General features: G+C 70.1%; 3 protein-coding genes. 1 reads left to right on the top strand and 2 read right to left on the bottom strand.

What is annotated here, in order from left to right:
• Positions 1-159: 159 nt before the first annotated feature.
• On the bottom strand, positions 160-513 hold the full coding sequence (locus ACFV9T_RS42665) for an SH3 domain-containing protein (protein ID WP_385449268.1): 354 nt from the start codon (positions 511-513) through the stop codon (positions 160-162).
• Positions 514-811: 298 nt separating this feature from the next.
• Between ACFV9T_RS42665 and ACFV9T_RS42660 the strand changes: the two genes are divergently transcribed.
• Positions 812-1,444, top strand: coding sequence for a hypothetical protein (locus tag ACFV9T_RS42660; RefSeq protein WP_385449266.1), 633 nt, complete (start codon positions 812-814; stop codon positions 1,442-1,444).
• An 84-nt stretch (positions 1,445-1,528) separates the two neighbouring features.
• On the opposite strand, the gene ACFV9T_RS42655 is transcribed toward ACFV9T_RS42660, so the two are convergent.
• The gene (locus ACFV9T_RS42655; RefSeq protein WP_385449265.1) at positions 1,529-2,413 is read right to left on the bottom strand and encodes an alpha/beta fold hydrolase; all 885 of its coding nucleotides are present in this window, start codon (positions 2,411-2,413) and stop codon (positions 1,529-1,531) included.
• Positions 2,414-2,743 lie beyond the last annotated feature (330 nt).

The following is a 2,743-nucleotide window of genomic DNA, read 5'->3' as shown; positions in this document are numbered from 1 at the left end:
GGTTCGGCCCGCAGCTGCTGAGCCGCCGGGTCGAGCCGCAGCTCGCCCAGAGCGTCGGCGGGCGGGGGGCTCCCGCGGCGGCCCCCCCCCGCGAGCGCGCCGGGGTTTGGTGGCCCCCCCCCCCCCCCCCCCGCCGCTTTTCCCCCTGCCGCTTTCCCTCTAGTCGAGGTACTTGCTGTAGACCCAGCCCTTGGTCCCGGGCTTGATGCCCGAGGTAGTCCGCTTGAGGATCTTTCCGTAGGACCAGCTCTTCATGAATCCGCCCAGACCGCCGGTGCGGCAGAAGTACCGGAAGGAGTCTCCCCGGTACAGCGTCCCTTTCGCGCGGTACTTGCTTCCCGGTCCGGTGCGGAATCTGGCGCCACTCGTCACGACCTTGAAATTGACGTCCGGCGAATTGAACCGGCATGCCGACGAGCCCACCGCGGACGCCGTGGGCGCCATCGCGACCGAACCACCCAGCATGAGCACCGCCGAGAGCACGACCATCGAGGCTTTTTGTTTAAGCTTCACGCGATCTCCCCCGAGTTCAGTGATTTCCTTACGCCTGGTGTGTTAATGCGTGATTGCGCCCGGCCGAGGTTAGCAGCAGCCATGCGGCAAGCACCGTACCGGTAGACGCCATTGAGGCCGCGAAGGTTGAATTCCACGGGGGAATGGCCACGTCCGCACCGTGACATGGCCCGGTTCCGGCTACTTTCCACACCGCCACACCCAGGCCGTCACAGTACGCACACAGTTGGCGACCCGGATACGGAATTCCAGCCCCTAGGATCATCGATCGGAGAAAGATCGCGCAGGGGAGATGGACTTGCTGAAGAAGACAACGTGGCTGTGCGTTGCCGCGCCCGTTGGCGTACTGGCCCTGACTCTCACCGCATGTGGATCCTCCGGGAAAAAGAGCCATACGCCCACATCCCCCAAGCACAAGCCGCATTCCCGCTTCAGCGGAACGCACAAGAACGGCAAGCGCGGTGCGAGTGCGGCGGCGAAGGCCGTACTGAAACCCGGTCAGTCCGCTTCGCGGGCATTCAAGGAGGACACCGGCGTCAAGCCGTTTTACTCGATCACCGCGCGGCGGATCGACATCGGAACGGCGGCCGAGGCCAAGGCCCTGGTCTCCGACCCGGCGGACGCCAAGGGCAAGGTCCCCGCGACCGGTTATGTGACGTACCGGCATCTGTCCGGTGCCGCCGTGAAGGAATGGCCGCGGGTCGGCGACTACGCGGATGTGTACGCGGACGGGCAGCGCGGCACGAAGGTCATCGGCGGTGACGCGCCGAAGGGGTGCGTCGACCCGGACGCCGTCAAGAACTGGAAGGACGGTCAGAGCCACACACTCTGCAACACCTTCCTCATCCCGGTCGATACGAAGCGGCTGGAGATCGCCTGGACCGAGATCGGCGGCAAGCCGTTCGTCTGGAAGTTCCCCTCGCGGCACTGATCCTGACGCCGCGGATCCTGACGCCGCCGAGCCTCCGCGCTACACGGGTCCGCGCTACACGGGTCCGGACTACACGGGTCCGCGCTACACGGGTCCGGGCTGTGCGGGGAGGGTCGCGGCGAGGAAAGGCTCGACCGCGCGGCGCCAGCCGTCCGGCTGGTCGTAGTGGACGAGGTGGCCCGCGTCGGCCACCTCCGCGTACTCACCTCGGGGGAGGACGCGGACCATCTCCTGGGCCTCGGCGCGGCCCAGCTCGCCGTCCAGGCCGCGAACGACCAGGGTGGGGCACTCCACCAGGGCCAGCTGCTCCCAGTGGGCGTCATGGGCCCAGGCCGCGCGGGCCTTCAGCATCTGACGGCGGGAGAAGACGGGGCGCCAGCCGTCCGAACGCTCGGCCATGATCTCGGCGAAGAAGTCGCCCCGGGCGGCGTTCGGACGCTCCAGCGACGGATCGTCCTCGCCGAACCACCTGCGGACGTCCGCGAGGGTCGCGAAGGGCACCGGCCAGGACCGGAACCAGTCGGACCACTCGCGCTGCGAGGCGCCGCCGAGCGCCGAGGCCCGCATATCGGAGATGACCAGGGCCCGGACCAGATCGGGGCGGCGCGCGGCGAGCTGCCAGGCCGTCAGGGCGCCCATGGAGTGGCCGATCAGGGTCACCGGGCCAAGACCGAGCTGCTCGACGGCCGCCTCGGCGTCCGCCACGTACGCACAGCGGTCGAACGGTCCCTCGGCGGGCTTCTCGCTGCGGCCGTGGCCGCGCTGGTCGAGGGCGACGGCCCGGTGCCGGGTGGCGAGCCAGCGGGCGGTCTCCGCCCAGTGCGCGGCGCGGCCCATCAGCCCGTGGAGCAGCAGCACTCCGGGGCCGCCGCGCGCTCCCGCGCGGCCTCCGGCCTTGGGCGGGTCCGTGAACTCCCAGGCCGCGAGCCGCACCCCGGCGGCTCCGGTCACGTCGATGCGTCGCACCATGTCGTCTGGCACCTCCATCCCTCTCCCGAGCAACCCCAACCACCCCACAGTATCGAACTTGTATTCGAACGCACCGCAAGTGCCGGGCAACACCCCTCATTCGAGTGACCACGCTCAAGGATTGGTCGCCTCCGCCGAGGGGAGACAGCTAGCGGGAGGCGGACTACTCGGGGAAGGAAGTCCGCGGGGGATGACCCTGGGAGCTCGGGGCTCCGGGTCGCTACGGCCCCGGGCCGTGGGGGGCGGGGTGGCGCGGCACGCCCGGCCCGGGGGCCCCCCGGGGGGCCTGGGGGAGCGGGGGCCCCCCGCCCCACCGCCCCCGGGGCCGCG

The organism is Streptomyces sp. NPDC059850, from assembly GCF_042731515.1.
In the GTDB taxonomy this organism is placed as follows: domain Bacteria; phylum Actinomycetota; class Actinomycetes; order Streptomycetales; family Streptomycetaceae; genus Streptomyces.
This window is presented reverse-complemented; position numbering and strand designations above follow the sequence as displayed.